We start from the raw sequence: 25,531 nt of genomic DNA on the forward strand, positions 1-25,531 counted from the left end.
ACATCATGTAAGGGTGGCTTATTTCACTGAGCGTTCGAATTTACGCAGCAGGGTGTTGCCGCGCTCGACCGCTGCATCCAGTGCTTCAGTCGCGGTCTTGTCACCAGCCCAGAGCGCTTCCAGCTCTTCGTTGATCACGTCACGCACCTGCACAAAGTTACCAAAGCGCAGACCACGGCTGTTTGGCGTTGGTGTGTTCAGGCTCAGCTGTTTGATGGCGGTGTCGGTGCCGGGGTTTGCATCATAGAAACCCTGCTCCTTGGACAGCTCATAGGCCGCTGTGGTGATTGGCACATAGCCGGTTTCCTGGTGCCACCAGGCCTGTACTTCTGGCGAAGACAGATAGCTCAGGAACTGTGCGGTGCCCTTGTATTCTTCGTCCTCATGACCGGCCAGAACCCAGAGGGTTGCGCCACCGATAACAGAGTTTTGCGGTGCATCCGCCAGGGCGGTATCCAGCGGCAGCATGGTCTGACCAAATTCAAAATCGGCCTGCTCTTTCATCGAACCGTAATAGGCGGAAGAGTTCATCCACATGCCGCATTCGCCATTGGTGAACATTGGCAGGCTGTCACCGCGACGACCGCCATATTTGAACAGGTTGCCTTCGGTCATCGAGGCAATGTCGTCCAAACGGGCCGCAACCGCAGGGGTGTTAAAGCTGAGCTCAGTGTCGAAACCGGCAAAGCCGTTTTCCTTGGTGCCCATTTCCATGTTGTGCCAAGCCGAGAAGTTCTCGATCATGACCCAGGACTGCCAGCCAAAGGACACACCGCATTCCATGCCGTTGTCGACCAGTTTTTGCGCCGCAACCTTCACATCATCCCAGGTTTCTGGAATCGATGCACCAGCCGCGTCCAGCGCGTCTTTGTTGTACCACATGACCGGGGTCGAGCTGTTGAAAGGCATCGACAGCAGCTCACCTTCAGGGGTTTCATAGTAGGACACAACCGCAGGCAGGAAGGCGTCACCATCAAAGGGCTCGCCGGCGTCTTTCATCAGTTGTTCAACTGGATAGATCGCACCCTTGGCGGCCATCATGGTGGCGGTGCCAACTTCAAAAACCTGCACGATCTGCGGGTGCTCTTTGGCGCGGAAAGCCGCAATCGCGGCGGTCATGGTTTCGGTATAGTTGCCCTTGTAGACAGGAACGACCTTGTAGTCGCTCTGCGTAGCGTTGAAATCTTCGGCGATCTTGTTGACGCGTTCGCCATTGGCACCGCCCATGGCGTGCCACCACTGAACCTCGGTTTCGGCGTAGGCCATCGACACGGTGGTCGCCAGCATGGCCGATGTGCACAAAAGTGATTTGATAGACATATGAGTTTTCCCCGTTCATTTGATGCCCAAAGAATGAGCAGAAGATAATATAATGCAAGTGAAAGTTTTTTGACATTTCGCATAACACAATGTTATGAAGTGCTGCGAATTCCATGCAAAACCGGGGCTAAGCCATTGAAATTCAAGCTGAGACAGTTGGAAGCCTTTCAGGCCGTTGCACAAACCGGATCGGTCACGCGGGCGGCAAAAACACTGGGCATTTCGCAACCAGCCACCAGTCGGCTCTTGTCGGACTTTTCCAATTCTGTCGCGATTGAGTTGTTTCGCCGCAAGGATGGCATGCTGATTCCCACCAGCGAAGCCCGCTATCTGTTGTCAGAGGTTGGCCGGGTCTTTGACAGCCTGCGCCATCTGGAAGAGCTCAACCGGGACTTGACGGATCGGACGGCCGGCCATCTGCGTATTGCTTGCCTGCCGGGTTTTGCAAGTTCCCACTTGCCGCAACTTCTTGCTCAGTTCCTCCAACAGCGTCCGGGGGTAAACCTCACACTTGAGCCGGACCGCCCGGAGCGGATCCTTGAGTGGATCATAGGAGAGCAATATGACTGTGGTATAACAGATGGGTTTTCCGGTCATCCGGCGGTTGAACATATTGATATTGCTGTCAAAACCGTCTGTATCTTCCCACGCGGCCATCGGTTGTCAAAACAGGGAACAGTGTCGCCGCTGGATCTGGTGGATGAAAAGATCATCCACACCCGCAAGGGCAGCCCGTTTTTCAACAGCCTGTCGCAGGCGTTTTCTGACTATGGTGTCTTGCTGAATTCCTGGGTCGAGGTGCGGCAGTTTTCTACGGCCTGCATCATGGTGGCCCAGGGCCAGGGGGTGTCGGTGGTCAGCGCCCTGGATGCGGATCATTTCAAGTCACAGGGCTTTGAGATGCGCCCCTTTGAGCCGGAGATCTCTCACTGGCTGTCAATCCTGCGGCCTGCCTCTGGCAGCCGTTCGCTGCTCTCGCTGGATTTTGTCGATACCTTTCTGGAAAGTCTGCAGCCCTACGCCGTAGAACCGCCGCCGCAGCAACACAGCTAGCGATCGGCCACCTGTCGATCCTCTTGTGAATGGGCCTGCATATCATCCCAAAGCTTGTTCAGGCTGGGCTTGCTGTTATCCTTGTCGCGGTACAACCGGACCTGTAGATCCTGCTGATAGCCCTGCCCGCCCACGATCTGCATCCGCCCGTCGGACAGCTCTGTTTTGCACAGCTTATGTGGCAGCCAGCCCAGGCCGAACCCCTCCATCACCATCGCCTTGACTGAACTGGCCAGGGCGCTTTGGTTGACCACCAGAATCTTTGGCCCCGCAGGATCCAGCCGCAGGGCGTAGTCCACCACCGGGCGCAGCGCCGACACCGTGCCATAGGACAGCAGCGAGACCGGCTTTTTGCTGCCGCTCTCCAGCCGGTACAGCGGCCCGTCCGCGCCGGTCTTGGACACTGGCACCAATCGGTCTGTGGTCAGGGTAATATACTCGCAGTTTCCCAGTTCCAGCGGCGCCAGGGCATCCATCGCCGGGTGCCAATAGGTCAGGATCACATCGCAATAGCGCTGCTGCAGGGCCGACACAAACTGATCCGCGGCCCAGCCTGTGGAATTCAGGTCGATCTCTAGACCGCCCTCGGTGACCAAGGGGGCGATATGAGTTTTGTAATGCGTCATATAAAGTGACTGTGACGTGGCAAAGCGAATAACGTTTTCGCCTGCCGCATCAATGATCTGGCAGCGTTCCAGCGTTTCGTCATAGGTGCGCAGCATGACGCGGGACTGTGCCAGAAACACCTCTCCTGCCGGGGTCAGTGACAGCGGCAGGGTCTGACGATTGATCAGCTTGACGCCGAACTCTTCCTCCAGCGCACGAATGCGCCGAGAAAAGGCCGGTTGGCTAACATTACGGTCTTCGGCCGCGCGCGAGAAATTCTTCTGCGCGACCAAAGCCTCAAAATCTCGGAGCCAGGCTATGTCCACTGTGTCAATCCAATCACAACCTGGCCGAGGTTACCCGTCCAGGCGCCCCTCTTCAACCGCATGGCAGGCAACCAGCGCGCCATCAGGTTGCAGTTGCGGACGGGGCTGTTCACTTTGGCAGCGGCTGTTGGCATGGGCGCAGCGGCTTTCAAACGGGCAGCCCGGGGGCAGGTTGATCGGCGTCGGGATCTCTCCACGTAGGCGGATATGATTGGGGTGATCATCCTTCAACTGCGGCACCGCCGACAACAAGGCCCGCGTATAGGGGTGTTTCGGATTTTCAAACAGGGTTGCGGTGTCAGACAGTTCACAGACCGACCCAAGATAAAGCACTGCCACCTTGGTGCCAAAGTGCTGCACCACGCTCAGATCATGAGTAATGAACAGATAGGTAAGGCCGCGCTCTTCCTTGGCCTCTAGCATCAGATTCAGCACCTGCGCCTGGATCGACACATCCAGTGCCGAAATCGGTTCATCCGCGATGATGAATTCCGGGTCCACCGTCAGGGCGCGCGCAATGGCGATCCGCTGGCGCTGACCACCAGAAAATTCATGCGGGTAACGTCCGCCCCAGCTGGGATCGACGCCAACTGCGCGCATCACATCCGCCACCTTGTCGCGGATCTCGCCCTGCGACAGGTTTGGGTTGTGGTAGCGCACCGGTTCTTCCAGCGCCTGCTGGATGGTCATGCGCGGGTTCAGCGATGCATAGGGGTTTTGAAAGATCATCTGCATCTTTTTGCGCAGCGGCATCATGGCCCGGCGCGAGCGATTGTCGATGCGTTCGCCGCCGTAGTGGATTTCCCCACTGCTCGGCGTCAAAAGGCCAGCGATCAGCCGCGCAACCGTGGATTTGCCACAGCCGCTTTCGCCCACCACACAAAGCGCCTCTCCCGGGGCGACCTGCAGCGAAATATCGTTGACGGCATGCACTTCGCGCTTTTCCTGCACCAGCTTGCCGCCGCGCAGTTTCAGGGTTTCCAGAAACCCGCGATCCAGTTCAAACCGTTTTTCAAGATTGCGAATGTCCAACAAGGGCTGAGGCGCAGTCATCGGTTCATCTCCTCGGCTTTGTCGCTATGCAGGCGGTGGACCTCGTGGCAGGCCACTTCGACATGGGTGTATTGCACAGTTTTGGGCGCCTCGGTGCGGCAGTGGTCCTGCACATATTCACAGCGCGGGCTAAAGGGGCAGCCATTGGGAATGGCGGTCAGCGAGGGCATATTGCCCGGAATCTGCTTCAGCCGCTGGCCCGGTGCCGTCTGTTGCGGCAGCGCATTGATCAGCCCCTGGGTATAGGGGTGCTGCGGGTCATTGATAATTTCCCGCGTGCGCCCGGCCTCGATGATGCGCCCGGCATACATAACCAGTGTGCGTTCGGTCATCTGGCTGACCACGCCCAGATCGTGGGTAATCAAAATCAGGCCAACCTTGTTGGTTTCGCACAGCTCCAGCAAGAGTTCCATGATGTCAGCCTGAATGGTCACATCCAGTGCCGTGGTGGGTTCATCCGCGATGATCAGCTGCGGGTCCAGCAGCAGGGCAATCGCGATGATAATCCGCTGCCGCATCCCACCAGAGAGTTCATGCGGATATTGATTCAGCCGTTCTGCCGGCGAGGGGATATAGACCTCGCGCAGCTTGACGATGGCGATCTGCTCGGCCTCGGATTTGCTCAGCTTGCGATGGGCCATCAGGGTTTCCACCATCTGCTGGCCAATGGTCAGAACCGGATTCAGCGTGACCATGGGATCCTGAAAGATCATCGCCATCTGGTTGCCACGAATGCGGCGCATCTGGGCATCCGACATCTGGGCAATATCATCGCCCTGAAACAGGATCTTGCCACTATCCACAAAACCAGGGCGGCTGAGCAGGTTCATCAGGGCAAAACCGGTAATGGATTTACCAGCACCGGATTCCCCAACGATGCCAAGGCGTTCCCCCTTGGCCAGATCAAAGCTGATCTGGTTGAGGGCGGTGACGGTATTGTCGCGCATGGCAAATTTCACGCTGAGATCGCGCACGGAAAGCAAAGACATTGTGCTTATCCCTTATACAGTTTGGGGTTCAGGGCATCGCGTAGCCAGTCGCCCAACAGATTGATCACCAGCACCAGAACCACCAGCACGATGCCGGGAATGGCGGTGATCCACCAGCTTCCCGAAAAGATATAGTCAAACCCCGATGAGATCAGCGACCCCAGCGACGGCTGGCTGGGCGGCATGCCCAAGCCCAGAAACGACAGCGAGGCCTCGGAAATGATCGCATTGGCCACCTGCACGGTGGAGATCACAAAGATTGGTGACAGCGAATTGGGCAGGATATGGCGCACCATGATGCGCATCGGGCCAAAGCCCAGCACCCGGGCACTGTCGACATATTCCTTCTTTTTCTCGGCCAGAACGGTGGCGCGCACGGTGCGGGCATATTGCGGCCACTCGGCCACGCCAATCACCGCGATCAGGAAATAGATCGCATATTGGTTGAAGGTTTCAGATCCAAACATCGCCTGGGTTACCGCCAGAAAGATGATCGCCACCATCAGGGTGGAAAAGGACAGCTGGATATCGGCCATCCGCATCAGCAGGCTGTCAATCCGGCCGCCAACATAGCCAGCGATCAGCCCGATCGAGATCCCCAGGATGGCCTGCAGCCCCACGGCACAGATGCCGATCAACAGCGACAGCCGTGTACCATAGAGAATGGTGGACCACAGATCGCGGCCCTGATCGTCGGTGCCCAGCATGAACTGCGCATCAGCGCCATCAACCCAGAGCGGCGGGTATTCGCTGTTCATGATGTCGATCTGCCCCGGATCATAGGGATCAAACGGCGCGATCAGCGGCGCGCAGAATGACATGACCGCGATGACCAGGAAAATCACCAGCGACACGATGGCAACCGGATTTTTCCGGAAGCTATAGCCGATGTTGGAATTCCAGATCTGCGACCAACGGCTGGGTTCGGAATTGGTGCTCAGGCTGCTCATGCGCCCATCCTCGCAAGATTGACGGTGGGATTGACCAGCCCGTAGATCAGATCAACGATTGTATTGGTGACAACAAAGATAAAGCCAACCACGATCAGATAGGCCACGATCAATGGGGTATCGACGCGGTTCACAGCCTCCAGGAACATAAAGCCCATGCCCGGCCACTGAAACACGGTTTCAGTCAGGATCGTATAGGCCACCATGGTGCCAATCTGCACGCCGCCCACGGTGATCACCGGCAAAAGCGTGTTCTTCAGCGCATGGACAAAATAGATCCGCCAGGGCCGGATGCCCTTGGCTTTGGCGTATTTGACATATTCGCTCTGCAGCACTTCCATCATTTCCGCCCGGATCAGGCGGACAAACAGCGGCAACATGATAGAGGCCAGCGCGATAGAGGGCAGCAGGATATGCATCCAGCCATCCACGGTGGCAAAATTGGTCTCCCAGGGGCCAAAGACATGTACCACATCGCCGCGCCCGTAAGAGGGGAACCAGCCGTATTCAACGGAAAAGACAAAGATCATCAGGATCGCGGTCAGGAACACCGGCACCGAAATGCCAATGATCGAAATCCCCATGACCAGGCGGCTCAGGATCGTGTTGGGATAGATGGCGGTATAAACGCCCACCGGGATCGACAGGCCGACAATGATGATGGTGGCGCCAAAGACCAGCTCCATCGTGGCGGGCAGTTTCTTCAGGATCACATCCAACGCGGGTTCCTTGAAGAAATAGCTGGTGCCCAGATCTCCCTGCAGGGCATTCCCCGCAAAGCGCAGATACTGGGTAACAAAACTGTCATTCAGCCCCAGCTCATCGCGCAGCTCCTGTCTGACTTCTTCGCTGACGGATTGTCCGACAAGCTCGCGCAGCGGATCGCCGAGATTGTCCTGAATGGCAAAACCGATCAGCGAGATGACGAACATCACCGCGATCGCTTGAAACACGCGTTTCACAAGGTAAGCAAACATGCTTTTACACCTTCCTGGGGCAAGTAAATGGGCCTGGGGGAGTAGAGAAGAGAGAGATGGCCTGCGGCCGATTTCAGCAATGGATCTTGGCGGGTGCCGGATCTGCCCTCCCCAGCGCGGGAAGCACACCCCTCAAGGCTTTGCAGAAAATAAGAGCCGGAGCGGGTCAGACATGACCCGCTCCGGCCGCAAGCGAGGACGCCCCTTAGTCGACGACGAGGTCACCAAAGTAAGGGAAGTTCAGCGCGTTCACGATGGCTTCGGCATGGACACCTTTACGGGCACCCCAAGCCAGGTTCTGCCAGTGCAGCGGAATGAAAGCCGCCTCGTCATAGAGGATGGTTTCCATCTGCGTCAGCAGGGCTGCGCGCTTGTCGGCATCGGTTTCAGCATTGGCCTGGGCCATCAGCTTATCGGCTTCCGGGTTGCAGAAGTTGCCCGAATTATACTGACCATTGCCGGTTGCCTCATCTGGGCAGTGGCTCAGGAACTGGTGGAAGTTTGCCGAATCTTCGGTATCCGAATGCCAGCCGATCATCATCATGTCTGCTGCGCGCTCGTCAAAGGCGGGCCAGTACTGGGCCTTTGGCATGGTCTGCAGGTCAACCTTGATGTTGATTTTTGCCAGCATCGAGGCAACCGCCTGCGCGATCTTGTCATCGTTCACATAGCGATTGTTTGGTGCCATCATGGTCAGCTCAAACCCGTCGGCATAGCCAGCTTCAGCCATCAGTTCCTTGGCTTTTGCAACGTCAAAACGCGGCGTCAGATCAGCGCTGTGACCAAGATAGCCAGCCGGGCTTGCCTGGGCGCCAACCGTGCCAAAGCCACGCATGATGCGATCCACGATACCGGCATTGTTGACGGCATAGTCGATGGCCTTGCGGACACGGGCATCTTTCAGCGCTTCGACACGGTTCTGGTTCATCTGGAACGTGATGATCCGGGTGCCGGGCATTGTGATCAGATTGGTGCCTTCGTTTTCGTCAACGCGGGCCAGATCGGTGGGGGGCACGGGGGCGATGAAATCAACGTCACCGGACAGCAGGGCGGCCACACGGGTGGGGCTTTCCTTGATCGGAGTCAGGATGATCTGGTCAACGTTCCCGGCGGTTTCGGTGTCCCAGTAGCCATCAAAACGGTCAAAGACCATTTTCACGCCCTGCTCACGCTCGGTCACAACAAAGGGGCCGGTGCCGGAGACATTGCGCGAGGCAAAGCTGTCGCCGTGCTTTACCAGCTCGGCGCGATCCTTGCCGTCTTCGGTGGTGCCGGAATAGAACTGGCTGTCCATGGGGAAGATATAGGTCGCGGTGTGCAGCACCAGCGGATAGGGTTCCGAGGTGATCAGGTCAAAGGTGTGATCGTCAACCACCTTCACATCGGTGAACAGGCTGAAGATGCCCTTGAAATCGGGGCTTTCTTTCAGGCGGTCAAAGGTCCAGTCGACATCGGCCGCAGTCAGCATGTTGCCGGAATGAAAGCTCACACCTTCGCGCAGATGGAAACGGGTGGTGGTCGCGTCGATCTGTTCCCAGCTGGTGGCCAGGCGGGGTTCAAACTGCAGGTCCTGGGTCCAGCGAACCAGCGGGTCAAAGGCCATATGCGAAAACTGCAGCGTGCCGCCGGACAGTTGCTCATGCGGGTCCAAAGACACCGGGTCGGCGTCATAGGCAACCTTCACCGTGACTTCGGCCTGCGCCACTGCACCAAAGGTGAGCGACATCACGCCAGCCGCAGCGATGCGGATAAAATTATTCATTTTCCCTCCTTGTCAGGGACCTTGGTGGCCCCCTTATACATCTGTGCAAGCTACCTAATGCATCGCGCCGACCAGCGGCCAATGCCAATTTCAAATTGCCCATGCAAATCAGGAATAGAGCGGATAACGATCCGCGCATAAACAAAAACAACGCCCCGCAGAACGCCTGCAAGCCGCTGTAATATGGTCACTTTCGAAAAGACGCCCCAAACTGCAGCACCGCCCTGCCCTGTGGCGGCGCGCTCAAACATGCCCAAGTTTACCCTGCGACGCCTAGGGCAGCGCCGCCAAATATGACCCTATACAGAGACCAGCGGCAGCACTTCGGCGCGCGGACTATCGGCCCTGGCACCGTCAAAGATCACCTCGCCCCGGCGCAACACCACGATGTAATCTGCCAGATCATAGGCAAAATCAAAATACTGTTCGACCAGTACAATCGCCATCTCGCCACGGCCACGCAGCAGGCGGATGACCTCGCCGATCTGCTGGATGACATTGGGCTGAATGCCCTCGGTTGGCTCATCCAGCAGCAGGAGTTTGGGCCGGGTGATCAGCGCCCGCGCAATGGCCAGCTGCTGCTGTTGCCCGCCCGACAGATCACCGCCGCGCCGGTCGATAAAATCCTTCAGCACCGGGAACAAATCAAACACCTCATCCGGGATATGGTGTTCCGATTTGGGCAGGCAGGAAAAGCCGGTTTCCATGTTTTCGCGCACGGTGAGTTGCGGAAAGATTTCGCGCCCCTGTGGCACCACGGCGACGCCCTTTTGCGCCAGCCTGTGCGCGGCCATCACCGGCAGCTCTTCACCGTCCAGAACCATGCGCCCGCCCGAGCGCAGATGCTGGCCGCAGATCGCCCGGATCAGGCTGGTTTTGCCCACCCCATTGGTGCCCATCACGCAGGTCACAGCCCCTGCCTTGGCTGCAAGCGAGACGCCATGCAGGATTTGCGAATGACCATAGTGCAGGGTGAAATCGTCAAGTGTCAGCATCTGTCAGCGCCCCAGATAAACGTCAATGACCTGGCTGTTTGCAGTCACGTGATCCAGGGAACCTTCAGCCAGAACCGCCCCCTCGTGCAGCACCGTGACGCGGCAATCCAGCCTGCGCACAAACTCCATGTCATGTTCCACCACCACAACCGCGCGGGTCTTGGCGGCCTCGACCAGAATGGCGGTGGTGTGCTCACGCTCGGCCGGGGTCATGCCAGCTGCGGGTTCATCCACCAGCAACAGACGCGGCTCTTGTGCCAGTAGCATGCCGATTTCCAGCCACTGTTTCTGGCCATGGCTCAGCTCGCCGGATTTGCGCCCCAGCGCCTCTGCCAGGCCAATCTCACTGGCCAGCTCATCTACCCGCGCCAGATCGGCGGCGGTGGCGCGATAGAACATCACCGCAAAAGGACTGCGGTTTGAGCGCAGCGCCATCAGCAGGTTTTCCAGCACCGTCTGATCCTCAAACACTGTGGGTTTCTGGAACTTGCGCCCCACGCCCTCGCGGGCGATGCGCGCTTCGCTCATCCCCAAGAGAGAAATATTTCGTTCACCCCAGATCACCCGGCCCGCGTCCGGTTTGGTCTTGCCGGTGACGATATCCATAAAGGTGGTCTTGCCCGCGCCATTGGGGCCGATGATCGCCCGCATTTCCGCCTGACCAATAGCAAAGCTGAGGTTGTTGATCGCCTTGAACCCATCAAAGCTGACGGAGACACCCGAGACTTCCAGAAGCATGCTCATTGCTCGGCCTCCTTTTCGCGCAGTGCGCCCGCACCCGGCCCCAGATCGGCACCGTGGCGGTCGGGCTGGCGGCGGTCGCTCCACAGATCCACCAGCCCGCCAATGCCACGCGGCGCAAAAAGCGTCACCAGAACAAAGCTCAGCCCCAGCACAATCAGCCACCAATCCACCCATTTCAGAGTGTAAAAGCCAAGGTCCAGATCCGGGGCCTGGCCGCCAGTAAACCAAGAGGACACCAGGCTGACAAAGATGGCGCCGATCACCGCCCCGTACAGCCGCCCGCGCCCACCAATGGCCACCCAGACCGCCAGATAGATCGAGGCCACCGGGGCAATCTCCGCCGGGTTGATAATCCCCGCCTGCGGATAATAGAGCGCCCCGGCGATACCTGCGATAATGGCCGTGACGGTAAAGATGAACAGCTTGTAGCCCTCGACCGAGTAGCCAAGAAAGCGCACGCGGGCCTCGTTGTCGCGAATGCCGCGCAGCACCGAGCCAAACTTGCCCGCCACAATCCAGGCCGCAAACAGATAGCCCAGCGCCAGCGCCGCAGCCGAGGCCCAGAAGAACCAGATCGACAGGGTCGCCTGTGGCACATGATCCATGCCTGGCAGGTTCTGCAGCCCCGACAGCCCGTTGTTGCCGCGCAAGCCACTGTCGTTTTGAAACAGATAGAGCGCCAGCCCCAGTGTCATCGCCTGGGTCAGGATCGACAGGTAAACGCCCGTCACCCGCGAGCGGAAGGCCAGCCAGCCAAAGACCAGCGCCAGCACACCCGGAACCGCCACCACCAGCATCAGCTGCAGCAGCAGACTGTCCGCAAACATCCAGATCAGGGGAAACTCGCTGGATCCGACCACGCCAAAGATCTGATTGCCAATGGCATCGACAATTTCGCTATCGGTTGCGGGGATCGGTGCCTCAGACAGCGACGAGACAACAATCGCCTGCGTGCGCGCATACATCAGCCACATGCCGATCATATAGCCGCCAAGGCCAAAGAAGGCAAAATGGCCCAGCGACAGGATGCCCGTGTAGCCCCAGACCAGATCCATCGCCAGCGCCACCAGCGCCAGGCACAGCGTCTTGCCCAGTGTTTTGACAAAACTGGTCGAGATCACCCCGACGCCTGCGCCTTCGGCCAACAGGGTCACCGACAGCACAAACAGCGCCAGCACCGCCAGAAACACCAGCGTCGACGGGTTTCGTGTAAGGAATGTGTCGGACATGGGTTCAGTCTCCTGCCGCCCGGCCTTTGAGGGCGATGATCCCTCGTGGGCGAAATTGAATGAAGACGATGATAAAGACGATCATATAGGTCTGTGCCGCCAGGGTGTTCGACGGGTTCAGCCACTCGACGCCCTTTTGGAAAAAGCCAATCATGGTGGCCCCTGCCAGGGTGCCCCAGATATTGCCAACGCCGCCGACAACCACGGTCATGAAGCTCTGCACGATGTAGTCAGAGCCAAGCTCTGAGGTGACCTTGGCAAACAGCCCGATGGCGACGCCTGCGATACCGGCAATACCGGACCCCAGGCCAAAAGTGAGCATATTCACCCGCTCCGGGTTGATCCCCATGGACCCGGCCATGGCCCGGTTCTGCGTCACCGCACGGGTTTCCAGCCCCAGCCGGGTGCGGCGCATAATGAACAGGAACACGCCAAGAAAGATCAGCGCCAGCATGAAGATCGCGATGCGAATATAGCTGATCGAGACCACATCGTTGATGATCCAGGCGCCATCCAGCCAGCCCGGTGCGGTCAGCGGGCGCGCCTGGGTGCCAAAGATGTTCTTAGCCAGCTGTTGCAGCGCAATCGAGATGCCAAAGGTGGCCAGCAGGGTCTCAAGCGGGCGGTTATACAGCCAGCGAATGACCAGCCGCTCCATCGCCACTCCGGCGGCAAAGGTCACCGCAAAGGCCAGCGGCACCGCCACCAGGATCGACACCGTATGGTTGGGGATCACCTGCTGCACCACATAGCCGGTATAGGCCCCCATCATGATGAATTCGCCATGCGCCATATTGATCACCCCCATCACCCCAAAGGTGATGGCAAGGCCAATGGCGGCGAGGAAATAGATCGAGGCCAGCGACAGCGCATCCAGGGTCAGATCTACCGCCTGACCAACGGCCACCTGGGTGGCAATGGAAGTGAGCGCCGCCTGCGCAGCATGGGTCATGACCGCCGAGGGTTCATCGTAGATTTCGGCAAACACATGCGCGTTCAGGCTCTGGGTAATTTGCTCAGCGCTGACCCGCGCCGGGGCCTGCCCGGCCTCGACCAGCGCAGCATAAGCGCGTGTACGGGCGTCTTCCTTGTTTAGCTGCGCCAGCGGAACACCTCCGACCCGGCCACCTTCGATATGGGCAGCCAGCGTCGTGCGGATCTCATCGCTGGAGAGACGCGCCGGGGCCAGTTTGGCAGCAACCAGAAGGTCATAGGCCGCATCCGGCGACAACGCGCCCGCCCCCGGCGCCACCCTGCGCGCGACGTTCAAACCCGCCGGGATGTCGCCTGCAAAGGCCCGCAGCTGGGTCGAAACCAGCGGGTTGAGCGTCGCCCGGACGTCCAGCCCCAGATCCCCGGAGAGGGATTGAATAGTGGCAACGCGGCGGGCCTCATCCGTGCCATGGGCGATAGTCAACAGCTGCTCGATGCGCATCTTTCGCACCTTCAGCACCGGGTCTGTCTCGCCCGGGATCGAGGCGCGCAGCGGCGCCAGCAGCGCACCAGCGGGGGCGCGTTCAATCGCCAGCAGCGCCTCCTCGCGGCGGGAAGGATCCGGGTCTGATAGCTGAAACTGCACCAGCGCGGTGGCGATCAGCGCCCGAATGCCGCTGTTGGGTTTGATCTGTTTCAGGTCCGATTTGGCCACATCACCAACCGCCTGCCCGGTATCAAAATCAAACAGGCGATAGGTTTGGCCTTCCAGCTTTTCGCCGCGAAAGAACATCCCGTCAGATATGCGCATCCACAGGGCCTTAACCTGCCAGGCCTCCAGCACCGCCTGGGCCTGGGGCAAGCCGCTCTCGGCCAGGGCGGCGATGGCCGGGGCAATTGTCTTGCGTGAGCTTTTCTGGATCAGCGCGCTTTGCTCTTGCAGGATGCTTTGCACCGGGGCTGGTTCAGGCACCTGTTGAGCAAGGGCAGCAAGGCTGGACAGAAGGACCATAAGGCCCGCCAAAAGGGTAGTTCTCATGATGCTGGTGCCTTCAATGTCCCGCAGAGACACGGCCCTGCGGGACTGTTACGATCAGTAGTTGGAGTTCAGCTGAACGCAGGATTTGGTTTCGGTGTTGTACATGCCGCAGCCAATGTCTTTCCAATCGGACATCAAGACCGCACTTTCGGGCAGGAAGTCAGTCCAGGCGTCGCCGGGGACTTCGGTGGTCTGGCTGATGATGTCAAACTGGCCGTCTTCCTGAATTTCGCCAATCAGCACCGGCTTGGCCAGGTGGTGGTTGGGCAGCATCACGGCGGTGCCGCCGGTCAGGTTGGGGAACTCCTGGCCATACATGGCGCTGCGCACCGCATCCACATCCGCCGTTTTTGCCGCTTCCACCGCGTTCACCCACATGTTGAAGCCGATGTAATGGGCCTCCATCGGGTCGTTGGTGACGCGCTCATCGCCCATGGTGGTTTTCCAGGCGTCGATAAAGGCAGTGTTGGCCTCACTTTCAGCCGATTGGAAGTAGTTCCAGGCCGCCAGATGGCCCACCAAGTTCGAGGTATCCAGACCCGACAGCTCTTCTTCGCCCACCGAGAAGGCAACCACGGGGATGTCATCGGCCGAAATGCCCGCTGCGGCCAGCTCTTTGTAGAAACCGATGTTGGCATCGCCATTGATGGTGGAAATCACCCCAACCTTTTTGCCATCTGCCGCCAGCGCAACAACATCTGCCACGATCTTGGACCAGTCAGAGTGACCAAAGGGAGTGTAGTTCACAAAGATATCTTCGCTCGCAATGCCCTTGGACTGCAGGTAGCTTTCCAGGATGTTGTTGGTGGTGCGGGGATAGACATAATCGGTGCCGAGCAGCGCGAATTTTTCAACGCCCAGCTCTTCGAGAAAGTAATCTGTCGCCGGGATTGCCTGCTGGTTGGGGGCCGCACCGGTGTAGAACACGTTCTTGGAGCTTTCTTCGCCCTCATATTGCACCGGGTAGAACAGCAGGCCGTTCAGCTCTTCGATCACCGGCAGCACCGATTTGCGGCTGACGCTGGTCCAGTTGCCAAAGATCACATCGACATCATGTACGGTCAGCAATTCACGCGCCTTTTCGGCAAACAGCGGCCAGTCAGAGGCCGGATCGACAACAACCGCTTCCAGCTCACAGCCCAGAACACCACCGGCGGCGTTCTGCTGGTCAATCAGCATCAACATGGTATCTTTCAGCGTGGTCTCGGAAATCGCCATGGTCCCGGATAGCGAATGCAGGACGCCAACCTTGATGGAACAGTCATCGGCGAATGCCGGTGCGCTCAGGGCGGCGACAGCAGCGGTGGCTGCCAATGTGGTTTTTAGATCAATCATGTATATCTCCCGGCGGAGGGGGTCGGGGGTGCTTGCGTCAATGCGCATCTTTCCGTACCCAGTCCCCGCAACCTTTGTTGCACCCGTGTGGCGGCCGTTCAGAGCTGCAATTCGTCTGGTCGTCACACACCCAATCCAGAGCATCCACTCGCCTCGGGCCTCTATAGTGCTTCTGCATTGCGGCATTTGAAGCAACGCACAGGGCAGAGAAACCCGATGCCATGCTCAGAATTGATCAAAACTTGCGCATCCATCCCACCCAAGACCCAAAAAATAGGCAGTTGGATTTTCCCGGCCTGTTTTTTGCAGGTTTTTGTAGAGCCTCAGGCCGGAACTGCCGAAAAAAGTGGCACCTGAATTGCAACCCACCACTTTGCCCATGAGGAGACCGGCATCACCCTGACTGCCGACATATCGCAGCAAACTGCCCAGCCGGTTCACCTGGGCCAGCCCCGCGCACGCGGGACGGTCAGCCTGTCTGCGAAACTGACGGCACGGGGCACGGCGCTGCAGGGGCTGCGCCAGTCCGGCTCGTTCAGGTGCCTGTTTCCGCGCCCCAAGACCACAACGCTAGAGGCGGTGCTGATCAACACAGCCGGCGGCATCACTGGCGGCGACGATATGCGTATCAACGCCGCGGTCGGTGCCAATGCCGCCCTGACCCTCACCACACAGACGGCCGAGCGCGCCTATCGCGCCCAGCCCGGTGAAGTCGGGCGGTTGCAGACCAAACTGACTGTTGCCGCAGGTGGCCATGCAAACTGGCTGCCGCAGGAAACCATTCTGTTCCAAGGCTGCGCCCTGTCGCGTCGGCTTGATGTGGATCTCGCCCCGGATGCCACCGCCCTGCTGGTGGAACCGCTGGTCTTTGGCCGTATGGCGATGGGCGAAGTGGTGACGCAGGGGCGCTTTCATGACCGCATTATGCTGCGCCGCAATGGCACCGAGCTCTACCGCGATGCCATGCGCTTTGACGGTGACATGCAGGCGCAACTGGACCGCCCGCATGTGGCGGCAGGGGCGCGCGCGCTGGTCTCCGTGATCTATGTGGCCCCGGATGCCGGCGGCCAGTTGGCCCCGCTGCGCGCCATGCTGCCCGTGCAGGCCGGTGCTTCGGTGATTGGAGATGATCTGCTGCTGCTGCGCATTCTTGCCGCTGACGCCCATGATCTGCGCCTGAGCCTGATCCCTGTTTTGAACCGCCTGACACAGGGCACCCTTCCCCGATGCTGGATGATCTGACATGAACCTGACCCCCCGAGAAAAAGACAAACTGCTGATCGCCATGGCCGCCGAAGTGGCCCGCCGCCGTCTGGCGCGCGGCGTCAAGCTGAACCATCCCGAGGCCATCGCCCTGATCACCGATGCCGTGGTGGAGGGCGCCCGAGATGGCCGTTCCGTCGCTGACATGATGGAGGCCGGCGCCGAGGTCATCAGCCGAGACCAGTGCATGGAGGGCATCGCCGAGATGATCCATGACGTCCAGGTCGAAGCCACCTTTCCCGACGGCACCAAGCTGGTGACCGTGCATAACCCCATTCGCTAATGTCCTATCTGGAGACGCCCAAGATGAAACGACAGCTTGCTCTCGCCCCTGCCCTTACCCTCACCGCTGGTCCTGCGCTGGCCCATTTGGATCCAACCGAGCATGGCTCCTTTGTTGCGGGGGTGAGCCACCCGGTGTTTGGCGCAGACCATATCCTTGCCATGGTCGCCGTTGGCCTGTGGGCGGTGACGCTGGCTGGCCGGTCTAATGATCGTCGCGCCTTGGCAGCGCTGCCGGTTGCCTTTGTCGGGGCGATGGCGGCGGGCTTCCTGCTGGCGATGGCGGGTGTTGGCCTGCCATTCGTGGAGCCGATGATTCTGGCCTCGGTGCTGGTTCTGGGCGGGCTTTGCGCCCTGGCGCTGCGCCTGCCGTTGATGACTGCCGCCGGTCTGACCGCACTGTTCGGCCTATTCCATGGCCATGCGCACGGCGCGGAACTCGGGAGTGCTGAGGCACTGCCTTATCTGGCGGGCTTTGCGCTTGCGACTGCGCTGTTGCATGCGGCGGGTGTTTTGGGCGGCCTCGGTATCGCGCAGCGCGCTCCCTTCGTCACCCGTGCGCTGGGTGGGCTGGTCGCGCTTGCCGGCTCCGCGCTGATAATCGCTGGCTAAGGAGGAAAAAGCCATGATCCCCGGAGAAATCATCCCTGCCGCAGGCGAATTGGTGCTGAACGAGGGCGCCGAGGCGGTGACGCTGATGGTCGCCAATACCGGCGACCGCCCGGTGCAGGTCGGCAGCCACTATCATTTCGCCGAGGCCAATCCGGCGCTCGACTTCGACCGCACCACCGCACATGGCTGCCGCCTGGACATCGCGGCCGGCACCGCCGTGCGGTTTGAGCCCGGCCAGCGCCGCGAAGTGCAGCTGATCCCGATCAGCGGCGCGCGCAAGGTTTATGGCTTTAATGGGCAGGTGATGGGGGGTCTCTAGACGGATCCGCTGAGGATCGCGCCCGTCCCGTGGGTGGGGGCGATCAAATCGCGCCCGCCCTGGGGGGCGGGTCGGGCGCGATCCGGGGCTGCGGCCCCGAAAGAAGGCTCCCGTAATTGACACATGCCATCGGAGACAGCTGATGCCCGCAAAAATTTCCCGCGCCGATTATGCCGCCATGTATGGCCCCACCACCGGCGACAAGCTGCGGCTGGCCGATACCGATCTGATCATCGAGGTGGAGCGTGACCTCACCGGTCCCTATGGCGAAGAGGTCAAATTCGGCGGCGGCAAGGTGATCCGCGACGGCATGGGGCAATCGCAGGCCACCCGTGCCGCTGGCGCCGTGGACACGGTGGTCACCAATGCGCTGATTGTCGATCACTCTGGCATCTACAAGGCCGATGTGGGTCTGCGGGACGGGCGCATTGCCAAGATCGGCAAGGCAGGCAACCCTGATACCCAGCCCGGCGTTGATGTCATTGTTGGCCCCGGCACCGAGGTGATCGCCGGCGAGGGGCGCATCCTGACCGCAGGGGGATTTGACAGCCATATCCATTTCATCTGCCCGCAGCAGATCGAAGACGCGTTGCATTCCGGCCTGACCACCATGCTGGGCGGAGGCACCGGGCCAGCCCATGGGACCTTGGCCACCACCTGCACCCCCGGTGCCTGGCACCTTGGTCGCATGTTGCAGGCGGCGGATGCGTTTCCGATGAACCTGGCCTTTGCCGGCAAGGGCAACGCATCACTGCCTGCCGCCCTGGAAGAGCAGGTTCTGGGCGGCGCCTGCGCTTTGAAACTGCATGAAGATTGGGGCTCAACCCCGGCCGCCATCGACTGCTGCCTGTCGGTGGCAGACGCCATGGATGTGCAGGTGATGATCCATACAGACACCCTGAATGAAAGCGGCTTTGTCGAACATACCCTGGGCGCCATCAAGGGCCGCACCATCCATGCCTTCCACACCGAGGGCGCCGGCGGTGGCCACGCGCCGGACATCATCAAGATCTGCGGCGAAGACCATGTGCTGCCCTCTTCGACCAACCCGACGCGGCCCTTCACCGTGAACACGCTGGAAGAACATCTGGATATGCTGATGGTCTGCCACCACCTGGACAAATCCATTTCCGAAGACGTCGCCTTTGCCGAAAGCCGCATCCGCCGCGAAACCATCGCCGCCGAAGATATCCTGCACGACATGGGCGCATTCAGCATCATCGCCAGCGACAGCCAGGCCATGGGCCGGGTGGGCGAAGTGCTGATCCGCACCTGGCAGACCGCCGACAAGATGAAGAAACAGCGCGGACGGCTGGCCGAGGAAACCGGCAACAACGACAACTACCGGGTGCGGCGCTATATTGCCAAATATACCATCAACCCGGCGATTGCCCATGGGATATCCCATGAAATCGGCAGCATCACCGAAGGCAAGCGCGCTGATCTGGTGCTGTGGGATCCGGCGTTTTTTGGCATCAAACCGGAAATGGTGCTGCTGGGGGGCTCTATCGTGATGGCACAGATGGGCGATCCCAACGCATCAATCCCGACGCCACAGCCAGTCTATTCCCGCCCCATGTTCGGTGCCTTTGGCCGGGCGGTGGAAAACTCTGCCGTCACCTTTGTGTCTGAGGCGGCGCAGGCCGCTGGCATCGGCGCGAGGCTAGGATTGGCCAAACGGACCCTGGCGGTGCAAAATACCCGTAACATCGGCAAGAAAGATCTGCGCCTGAACACCGCCACCCCGGCGATGGAGGTGAATCCCGAAACCTATGAGGTGCGCGCCGATGGAGAGCTGCTCACCTGTCAGCCCGCCGAGGTTCTGCCCATGGCGCAACGCTATTTCCTGTTCTGAGGAGACCCGCATGGAACTGCCAACTGCCCGCGAAATTCTGCACAGTCATCACAGCGACGATGAGGTCACGCTGACCTATGACGCCCGCTTCCTGCGCCGCAAGGTGCTGACCACCACCAGCGGTGCCCAGTTCCTGGTGGATCTGGCGCAGACCACCTCAGTCTCGGGGGGCGATGCCTTCAAATTGTCGGATGGGCGGCTGGTCGCGGTGGTCCCCGCCAGCGAGGCCCTGCTAGAGGTCACTGGCGATCTGGTGCGGCTGGCCTGGCACATCGGCAACCGCCACACCCCCTGCCAGATCGAAGACACCCGCCTGCTGATCCAGCGCGACCATGTGCTGCGCGATATGTTGCAGAAACTTGGGGCCGACCTGCATGAGGTAGAAGCCCCCTTTTGCCCCGAAGGCGGTGCCTATGGGCACGGACGCACCCATGGCCACAGCCACTAATGCCCAGATCCTGCTGCTGAGCCAATGGCTCAGCCCCGCCTATCCGGTTGGGGCCTTTGCCTATAGCCATGGGCTGGAAGCGGCAGTGGATCAAGGCTGGGTCCGCGATGGCAGAGACCTGCAAGACTGGCTTGAGGACCTGCTGGAACATGGTGCCGGGCGCTCGGATGCGCTGTTGCTGGCCGCCGCCTGGCACGCCGAAACGCGCGAGACCCTGATTGAAACAGACACCACCGCCCGCGCCTTTGCCGCCAGCAAAGAGCGCCTGTTTGAAACCTGCCAGCAGGGTGGCAGTTTTTCCAGGGTAACCCAGGCGATCTGGGGGGGCGAGCTGACCAACCTGCCTGGCCCGACCAACCCGACTGGGCTGACCTATCCGGTTGCGCTGGGGGCGGCGGCCGCCGCCGAGGCCCTGCCACTGGACTTGACCCTGTCGATGTATCTGCAGGCCTTTGTGTCCAATCTGATCGCCGCTGGCCAGCGGCTGTTGCCGGTTGGCCAGACAGCAGGTCAAGAGATCTTGCACAGGCTCGCTCTGCGTCTGCCCGAAATCGCGGCACAGAGCGCGGATGGTGATCTGACGCGACTGTCGGCCACCGCCTTTCTTGGCGATATTGCCGCAATGAAACATGAAACCCAACGATCAAGGATTTTTCGCACATGATGAGCCCCAATGGCCCCCTTCGTATTGGCATCGGTGGACCGGTTGGTGCCGGCAAGACCACGCTGACCGCCGCCCTGGCCGAAACCCTGCGCGGGCGTCATTCGATAGGGGTCATCACCAATGACATCTACACCCAGGAAGACGCCGAAGCACTGGTGCGCATGCAGGTACTGCCCTCGGATCGGATCATCGGGGTTGAAACGGGTGGCTGCCCCCACACGGCCATCCGCGAAGATGCCTCGATCAATCTGGCGGCCGTGGCGGAAATGGTCAGCCGCCACCCCGAGGTTGAAATCGTGCTGATCGAAAGCGGCGGCGACAATCTGTCTGCCACCTTCAGCCCCGAGCTGGCAGACCTGACAATCTATGTGATTGACGTGGCCGCCGGCGAGGAAATCCCCCGCAAGGGCGGGCCGGCCGTGACCCGGTCAGATATTCTGGTCATCAACAAAACAGACCTGGCGCCCCATGTCGGGGCCAGCCTGGATGTCATGGCGCGCGATGCCGCCCGGATGCGGCCGGACCTGCCCAGCTATTTCACCAATCTCAAGGCCCGGACCGGGGTTGATCAGATCTGGAACCGGATCCGTGAAATCGGTGGCCTGCCCAGCACAGATTAGCGCCCACCCTATTGTTGACAAAACTGGTAGGGATAAATATGGGTCCTTCACATTGAATTCCAGCAAGGTTTCAGAGAGCTCCCTCCTCTCTTTGCCCAGCCATATCTTTAAGCCCTGTTCAGGTCTCTGCCTGCGACAGTGCAGTGGAGCAATATGGTGGCGAAGAGTCTGGTTTTACGTGTCTCTCCCTCTTGGGGACAGCTAATATCCGTATGGTGCAGGCCCTGGTTCCGGTCCCATACGGGCCGACTGGCCGGGCCACTGCTGGTGACGGCACAGGTAGCGCTGGTCCTGCTGCTCTTGCTGTCAGGCAGGGCCGCTGCAGAGACAGCTGCTTTCCCGGTTACAATCGATCACCAATATGGCAGCAGCCTGATCCCGGCCAAGCCGCGCCGCATCGTCTCTCTGAGCTATATCGGTCATGACTTTCTGCTAGCGCTGGGAGAGCCACCCTATGCGCTACGCAAGTGGTTCGGCGCCTATCCCTATGGGGTTTGGCCCTGGGCGCAAGCGGCCCTGGGCACGGCAAAACCCATCGTCATGCAGGGCGAAATCGACATCGAATCCATCGCCGCCATGGCCCCCGATCTGATCGTCGGCCAATGGTCCGGCATGACGCAGGCCGAATACCGACTGCTGTCACGCATAGCCCCCACCATCCCGGCGCAGGACAAGTACGGCGCCTATGGCACCCCCTGGCAAGAGATGCTGCGTGTTCTTGGGCGGGCCACCGGTAAACACCAGCTGGCGCAGCAGATCATTGCCGATCTGGAAAGCCGCTTTGACACGCTGCGCGCCAGCCATCCCACCTGGCAGGGCGCTAGCGCCGTCATGGTCTGGGGCGGGCAAACAGGGGCCTATACCGCCCGTGACATTCGCGGGCAATTCATCGAAGCCCTCGGCTTCAAGGTGCCAGAGGTCATCAACACCAGCGCCGCGCTAAACAGCTATTACGCCCTGATCCCGGCAGAAGACCTGTCACCGATTGATGTGGATGCACTGATCTGGCTGGACGCAGGCGGTTCTGTCAGCCGGTTGCAGCGCATGCCGCTGCGCCCGACCCTGCAGGCCTATGCCGAAGGGCGCGAAATTTACGCCGACCTGCTGCTTTCGGCAGCGCTGTCCCATTCAAGCCCGCTCAGCCTCGGCTATGCGCTTGATCGGCTGGTGCCGCTGATCGAGGCGGCGATGGACGGCGATCCTGCCACGCCGGTGCCCAGCATGGCCGCCGCTGATCTCTTGCCAAAGGCGCGCTAACATGACCCTGATCACAACCACCACCTCGCGGCCACAGCGCAGGCGCATCCCGGACCGGCATCTCTGGCTGCTGCTGGCGCTGGTGGGCCTGGCGCTCCTGTCTGGCCTGTCGTTGCGGCTGGGGCTGCGCCCTATTGGCTGGAGCGAAATCTGGGACTCTTTTGTGGCCTATTCGCCAGAGAACGCGGATCACATCGTCATTCAGAAAATGCGGCTGCCACGGCTGCTGGCGGCCTGGCTGGCTGGGGCGGCACTGGCGACCTCGGGGGTGCTGATCCAGGGGTTGACCCGCAATCCGCTGGCCGATCCCGGCTTGCTGGGCATCAATGCCGGCGCGGCTCTGGGCGTGATCCTGTGTATCTTTCTGTTGGGCATCTCTGACCCTGCCGCATTTGTCTGGGTAGCCATGGCGGGCGGGCTGCTGAGCACCATTCTGGTCTTTCTGCTTGGCGGTGGGCAACGCGGGTCCAACCTGCGCCTGATCCTGGCCGGGGCGGCACTTGGCGCGCTGTTCCTCGCCTTGGGGCGCAGCCTGCTGCTGGTCAGCCAGCGCAGTCTGGATGTCTATCGGTTCTGGGTTCTGGGCGGGCTGGACGGTATCGAGATGCAGAGCATTTTTGCCCTGCTCCCCATCTTTGGCCTTGGCGCGGCGTTGGCGCTGGTCAGCGCCTTTCATCTGAACGCGATGATCCTGGGCGAAGACACCGCCCGCGGGCTGGGGCTGCGCACCGGCGGCACCCGAACCCTGACGGTGGCGGCTATCCTGTGTCTCTGTGCCGCCACGGTTTCCATGGCCGGGCCGATTGCCTTTGTCGGCCTTGTGGTGCCGCATATGGCGCGGCGCTTTGCTGGCGCGGATATGCGCTGGTGCACCCTGTTTTCCGCCCTGCTGGGGGCTGGTCTTGTGATGCTTGCGGATCTTGTCGGACGCCTGCCTTTCTTTGGCGGCAATATGCAGGCTGGCGTCATGGTAGCCCTGATTGGCGGCCCCGCCTTTGTCTGGTTGTTGCGCCGCAACGAAAGGGGCCTGCGATGACCCACTGGACCCTGCGCCTGCCCTTTGTATCGCTCCGCCTGTCTGCGCGGGGCAGTGCGATTGCGCTTGCACTGGCACTGATGATCGCAGCCGGAGCGCTGCTGGCGCTGCGCCTTGGCAGCTATCCGCTGGCACCGGGAACATGGGGGGCAATCCTGGGCGGCGCTGGCAGCGATATCGAACAGATGATCCTGCTGGATCACCGCCTGCCCCGCATTCTGACCGCGCTTGGCGCCGGAGCCTGTTTTGGCCTGTCCGGCGCCATGTTCCAGACCATGTTGCGCAACCCGCTGGCCTCGCCGGATGTGATTGGTTTCAACGCTGGTGCCAGCTGTGGTGCCCTGGTGGCGATCATTGCCGCAGGCAGCGCAGCAACCGGGGGCACGATATTGCTGGGGGCGCTGCTGGGGGCCTTTTGCACCGCAGTACTGGTGACCGGGCTGGCCTGGCGCAACGGGCTGCAGGCTGAGCGGCTGGTGCTGATCGGGCTGGGCGTGGGCTTTGCCCTTGCCGCCCTGTCCGACCTGTTGCTGAGCCGCACGGATGCGCGCACCGCCGCCGATATGACCAAATGGCTGATCGGCACCCTGAACGCCCGCGACTGGCAGGATGTCACCCTGGTCTGGGCCGGGCTTGCGCTGCTGTCACCGATGCTTGTCTGGCTGCATTTCCCGCTGGCGCGCCTGGGGCTGCCAGAGGATCTGGCCGGCGGGCTGGGGCTGCGGCTGTCACAACTGCGACTGACTATCACCGCCCTGGGCATTGTCCTGGCGACCCTGGCAGTCTGCAGCGCCGGGCCGCTGCCCTTTGTGGCCTTTGCCGCCGGCCCGATTGCCCGCGCCCTGCTACGCAATGGCCAGCCTGCCCTGCTGGGCGCGGCTGCGATTGGCGCCCTGCTGGTGCTGGCCGCAGATACGGCTGCCCGCATGATCGTGACCCTTCACCTGCCCGCCGGCGTCTTCACCGCCTTGATTGGCGGCCCGGTGATGATCTGGCTGCTTGTCACCCAGCTTCGCAAAGGAAAACTCTGAATGACCCAGCCTGCCAGCCTGTACGCCGACCAACCGACCCGCCAGGATGCGCCCCAGGATGCACGCCTGCGCGCCCGGACGCTGTCGGTCGCCTATGCACAGGCCTCCATCCTCAGCGATCTGACGCTCGACATTCCCGATGGGGAAATCACCGTGATTGTCGGGCCAAATGCCTGTGGCAAATCCACCCTGCTGCGCTCTCTGGCGCGGCTGCAGCGGCTCTCGGGCGGGCAGGTTCTGCTGGATGGCAAGAGTATTCACCACCAGCGCAGCCGGGGAGTGGCGCAGCGGCTGGCGATCTTGCCACAATCCCCCACCGCCCCTGAAGGCCTGACGGTGCATGATCTGGTCAGCCGTGGCCGCACCCCGCATCAATCCGCCCTGCAGCAGTGGTCGCGCCAGGACGCCCGCGCCGTAGAGCAGGCGCTTGAACGCACCGGCATGGCCCCCCTTGCCCAACGCAGCCTGGAAGCCCTGTCTGGTGGCCAACGCCAGCGCGCCTGGATTGCCATGGCCTTGGCACAAGAGACCGATATCCTGCTTCTGGACGAGCCAACGACCTATCTGGATCTGCCACATCAGATCGAACTGCTGACTCTGGTGCAATCGCTGAACCAGGACAGCGGGCAGACCGTGGCGATGGTGCTGCATGACATCAATCTGGCGGCCCGCTTTGCCAGCCACATGATCGCCCTGCGCTCCGGAGAGGTCTTTGCCAAGGGCCGACCAGAGCAGGTGGTAACCCGCGAAAACATGGCCGAGGTCTTTGGCCTGAAATGCCAGATCATTTCCGACCCGGTGCACGCCACCCCCCATGTCATTCCAGAATAGGA

General features: G+C 60.7%; 25 protein-coding genes. 13 read left to right on the forward strand and 12 right to left on the reverse strand.

All coding sequences use genetic code 11. From position 1 onward, the window contains the following. Positions 1–18: 18 nt before the first annotated feature. Positions 19–1,320: a sn-glycerol-3-phosphate ABC transporter substrate-binding protein UgpB gene (gene ugpB, locus P2081_RS01485; RefSeq protein ID WP_278921100.1), complete on the reverse strand. Its 1,302-nt coding sequence runs from the start codon at positions 1,318–1,320 to the stop codon at positions 19–21. Between the two features lie 135 nt (positions 1,321–1,455). Here ugpB and P2081_RS01490 point away from each other — a divergent pair, with 135 nt between their 5' ends. Continuing rightward, positions 1,456–2,373, forward strand: a complete 918-nt coding sequence (locus P2081_RS01490; protein ID WP_278921101.1) for a LysR substrate-binding domain-containing protein — start codon at positions 1,456–1,458, stop codon at positions 2,371–2,373. Here P2081_RS01490 and P2081_RS01495 read toward each other — a convergent pair. From P2081_RS01495 to urtA, 11 genes are all read right to left on the reverse strand, one after another. After that, positions 2,370–3,305 carry a LysR family transcriptional regulator gene (locus tag P2081_RS01495; protein ID WP_278921102.1) on the reverse strand — a complete coding sequence of 312 codons (936 nt, stop codon included), beginning with the start codon at positions 3,303–3,305 and terminating at the stop codon, positions 2,370–2,372. The two genes, P2081_RS01490 and P2081_RS01495, sit on opposite strands and share 4 nt — an antisense overlap. A 30-nt stretch (positions 3,306–3,335) precedes the next feature. Further along, positions 3,336–4,358, reverse strand: a complete 1,023-nt coding sequence (locus P2081_RS01500; protein ID WP_278921103.1) for an ABC transporter ATP-binding protein — start codon at positions 4,356–4,358, stop codon at positions 3,336–3,338. Continuing rightward, positions 4,355–5,347, reverse strand: coding sequence for an ABC transporter ATP-binding protein (locus P2081_RS01505; protein ID WP_278921104.1), 993 nt, complete (start codon positions 5,345–5,347; stop codon positions 4,355–4,357). The genes P2081_RS01500 and P2081_RS01505 overlap by 4 nt, the downstream gene beginning before the upstream one ends. A 5-nt stretch (positions 5,348–5,352) precedes the next feature. Next, positions 5,353–6,297 carry an ABC transporter permease gene (locus P2081_RS01510; protein WP_278921105.1) on the reverse strand — a complete coding sequence of 315 codons (945 nt, stop codon included), beginning with the start codon at positions 6,295–6,297 and terminating at the stop codon, positions 5,353–5,355. After that, the gene (locus tag P2081_RS01515; protein ID WP_278921106.1) at positions 6,294–7,274 is read right to left on the reverse strand and encodes an ABC transporter permease; all 981 of its coding nucleotides are present in this window, start codon (positions 7,272–7,274) and stop codon (positions 6,294–6,296) included. The genes P2081_RS01510 and P2081_RS01515 overlap by 4 nt, the downstream gene beginning before the upstream one ends. Before the next feature lie 205 nt (positions 7,275–7,479). Continuing rightward, on the reverse strand, positions 7,480–9,036 hold the full coding sequence (locus tag P2081_RS01520) for an ABC transporter substrate-binding protein (protein WP_278921107.1): 1,557 nt from the start codon (positions 9,034–9,036) through the stop codon (positions 7,480–7,482). A gap of 299 nt (positions 9,037–9,335) precedes the next feature. Then, positions 9,336–10,031 (reverse strand): urea ABC transporter ATP-binding subunit UrtE, encoded by a 696-nt coding sequence (gene urtE, locus P2081_RS01525; protein WP_278921108.1) that lies wholly within the window; start codon positions 10,029–10,031, stop codon positions 9,336–9,338. 3 nt (positions 10,032–10,034) lie between these two features. Next, on the reverse strand, positions 10,035–10,775 hold the full coding sequence (gene urtD / locus P2081_RS01530; RefSeq protein ID WP_278921109.1) for an urea ABC transporter ATP-binding protein UrtD: 741 nt from the start codon (positions 10,773–10,775) through the stop codon (positions 10,035–10,037). Then, positions 10,772–12,004, reverse strand: coding sequence for an urea ABC transporter permease subunit UrtC (gene urtC, locus P2081_RS01535; RefSeq protein ID WP_278921110.1), 1,233 nt, complete (start codon positions 12,002–12,004; stop codon positions 10,772–10,774). Before urtC ends, urtD begins: the two co-directional genes overlap by 4 nt. Positions 12,005–12,008: 4 nt before the next feature. Then, the gene (gene urtB / locus P2081_RS01540; RefSeq protein WP_278921111.1) at positions 12,009–13,976 is read right to left on the reverse strand and encodes an urea ABC transporter permease subunit UrtB; all 1,968 of its coding nucleotides are present in this window, start codon (positions 13,974–13,976) and stop codon (positions 12,009–12,011) included. A 54-nt stretch (positions 13,977–14,030) separates the two neighbouring features. After that, positions 14,031–15,311: an urea ABC transporter substrate-binding protein gene (gene urtA / locus P2081_RS01545; protein WP_278921112.1), complete on the reverse strand. Its 1,281-nt coding sequence runs from the start codon at positions 15,309–15,311 to the stop codon at positions 14,031–14,033. Positions 15,312–15,752: 441 nt separating this feature from the next. Here urtA and P2081_RS01550 point away from each other — a divergent pair, with 441 nt between their 5' ends. From P2081_RS01550 to P2081_RS01605, 12 genes are all read left to right on the forward strand, one after another. Beyond that, entirely contained in the window at positions 15,753–16,553 is an 801-nt protein-coding gene (locus tag P2081_RS01550; RefSeq protein ID WP_278921444.1) for an urease accessory protein UreD, read from the forward strand. A gap of 1 nt (position 16,554) precedes the next feature. Beyond that, complete coding sequence (locus tag P2081_RS01555; RefSeq protein WP_278921113.1) at positions 16,555–16,857, forward strand: urease subunit gamma; 303 nt, start codon at positions 16,555–16,557, stop codon at positions 16,855–16,857. A 23-nt stretch (positions 16,858–16,880) separates the two neighbouring features. Beyond that, a complete protein-coding gene (locus P2081_RS01560; protein WP_278921114.1) occupies positions 16,881–17,468 on the forward strand; it encodes a HupE/UreJ family protein in 588 nt (195 codons plus the stop codon). A gap of 13 nt (positions 17,469–17,481) precedes the next feature. Then, positions 17,482–17,787, forward strand: coding sequence for an urease subunit beta (locus P2081_RS01565; protein ID WP_278921115.1), 306 nt, complete (start codon positions 17,482–17,484; stop codon positions 17,785–17,787). Between the two features lie 142 nt (positions 17,788–17,929). Then, the gene (gene ureC / locus P2081_RS01570) at positions 17,930–19,642 is read left to right on the forward strand and encodes an urease subunit alpha (protein WP_278921116.1); all 1,713 of its coding nucleotides are present in this window, start codon (positions 17,930–17,932) and stop codon (positions 19,640–19,642) included. A gap of 10 nt (positions 19,643–19,652) precedes the next feature. Continuing rightward, positions 19,653–20,090: an urease accessory protein UreE gene (locus P2081_RS01575; RefSeq protein WP_232400312.1), complete on the forward strand. Its 438-nt coding sequence runs from the start codon at positions 19,653–19,655 to the stop codon at positions 20,088–20,090. Continuing rightward, positions 20,074–20,754 (forward strand): urease accessory protein UreF, encoded by a 681-nt coding sequence (locus P2081_RS01580; RefSeq protein WP_278921117.1) that lies wholly within the window; start codon positions 20,074–20,076, stop codon positions 20,752–20,754. The genes P2081_RS01575 and P2081_RS01580 overlap by 17 nt, the downstream gene beginning before the upstream one ends. Further along, positions 20,751–21,374 carry an urease accessory protein UreG gene (gene ureG / locus P2081_RS01585; RefSeq protein WP_278921118.1) on the forward strand — a complete coding sequence of 208 codons (624 nt, stop codon included), beginning with the start codon at positions 20,751–20,753 and terminating at the stop codon, positions 21,372–21,374. Before P2081_RS01580 ends, ureG begins: the two co-directional genes overlap by 4 nt. A gap of 267 nt (positions 21,375–21,641) precedes the next feature. Continuing rightward, positions 21,642–22,631, forward strand: a complete 990-nt coding sequence (locus tag P2081_RS01590) for an ABC transporter substrate-binding protein (protein ID WP_313790313.1) — start codon at positions 21,642–21,644, stop codon at positions 22,629–22,631. Between the two features lies 1 nt (position 22,632). Beyond that, the gene (locus P2081_RS01595) at positions 22,633–23,667 is read left to right on the forward strand and encodes a FecCD family ABC transporter permease (protein ID WP_278921119.1); all 1,035 of its coding nucleotides are present in this window, start codon (positions 22,633–22,635) and stop codon (positions 23,665–23,667) included. After that, positions 23,664–24,698: a FecCD family ABC transporter permease gene (locus P2081_RS01600; protein WP_278921120.1), complete on the forward strand. Its 1,035-nt coding sequence runs from the start codon at positions 23,664–23,666 to the stop codon at positions 24,696–24,698. Before P2081_RS01595 ends, P2081_RS01600 begins: the two co-directional genes overlap by 4 nt. Beyond that, positions 24,699–25,529, forward strand: coding sequence for an ABC transporter ATP-binding protein (locus P2081_RS01605; protein ID WP_278921121.1), 831 nt, complete (start codon positions 24,699–24,701; stop codon positions 25,527–25,529). It abuts the gene before it with no gap. The last annotated feature ends 2 nt before the right edge of the window (positions 25,530–25,531 follow it).

Source organism: Pseudophaeobacter profundi, from assembly GCF_029697505.1.
Lineage (GTDB): Bacteria > Pseudomonadota > Alphaproteobacteria > Rhodobacterales > Rhodobacteraceae > Pseudophaeobacter > Pseudophaeobacter profundi.